General features: G+C 41.3%; 1 protein-coding gene. It reads left to right on the forward strand.

Features of this window, described 5'->3' with window-relative positions:
• Positions 1 to 99 precede the first annotated feature (99 nt).
• Positions 100 to 1,011, forward strand: a 912-nt coding sequence (locus SCRDD08_RS10605; RefSeq protein ID WP_061423616.1) for an IS30 family transposase, incomplete at its 3' end; no start/stop codon positions are given.

Consider the following 1,011-nt stretch of genomic DNA (forward strand, 5'->3'; position numbering starts at 1 on the left):
CGAAAGTTCTAAAATGAAGTTAGCCACTCAAGGGTATTAAAAAACATCTCAGAGAGATATAATTGTAATCACCACAACAACAATTAGAAGGACTCTGAGATGCAAGACTATTATACACCAAAAGACAAACATTTAACACTAGCTGATCGTAGAAATATTGAGCGTTGGCTCAAAGAAGGACATTCCAATCGTGAAATCGCTAGAAGATTAGCTAAAGCTCCTCAAACCATACACAACGAAGTGAAACGTGGACAAGTCAGGCAGCAGGTACGTAAAGGGAAGTTTGAATGGGTCTATTCAGCTGACTTTGCACAAGAAGTTTATATAAACAAGCGCAAGCACTCTGTGAAGCAGTGCTCCCTAACGATGGAACTGAAAGAAAAAATTGTTCACTACATCAAGCAGAAATACTCTCCTGAAATGATGGTAAAGGCAAAGGGGGTCAATGTCCCCATCGCAACCATCTATTACTGGATTCACCATGGACACTTGGGTTTGACCGAGGCTAATTTGCTTTATCCTCGTAAAGCGAAAGCTAAGAAGAAGCAAGCGAGTCCCAACTTTAAACCTGCTGGAAAGTCTATTGAGGAGAGACCAGAAGCTGTCAACCAACGATTGGAAACAGGGCACTACGAGATTGATACAGTGGTTCAGACACGAGCTAAAAACGAGTGTCTACTGACTCTAACCGATAGAAAGAGTCGTTCTCAAGTCATCCGGATAATTCCTGACAAGTCGGCTGATTCAGTGAATCAAGCTTTGAGAACAATTCTGAAAGATTATCAGATTCATTCGATTACGGCGGATAATGGCACAGAATTTAGCCGTTTAGCGGAGGTTTTTGATCCGGAACATCTTTATTATGCCCATCCTTATTCGTCTTGGGAGAGAGGAACCAATGAGAACCACAACAGGCTTATCCGTCGTTGGTTGCCGAAGGGAAGTAAAAATGCGACTCCGCAACAAATCGCATTTATTGAAAATTGGATAAATAACTATCCAAAGAAAGTA

The sequence above is a fragment of the Streptococcus cristatus genome, assembly GCF_001578775.1.
Taxonomy (GTDB): domain Bacteria; phylum Bacillota; class Bacilli; order Lactobacillales; family Streptococcaceae; genus Streptococcus; species Streptococcus cristatus_A.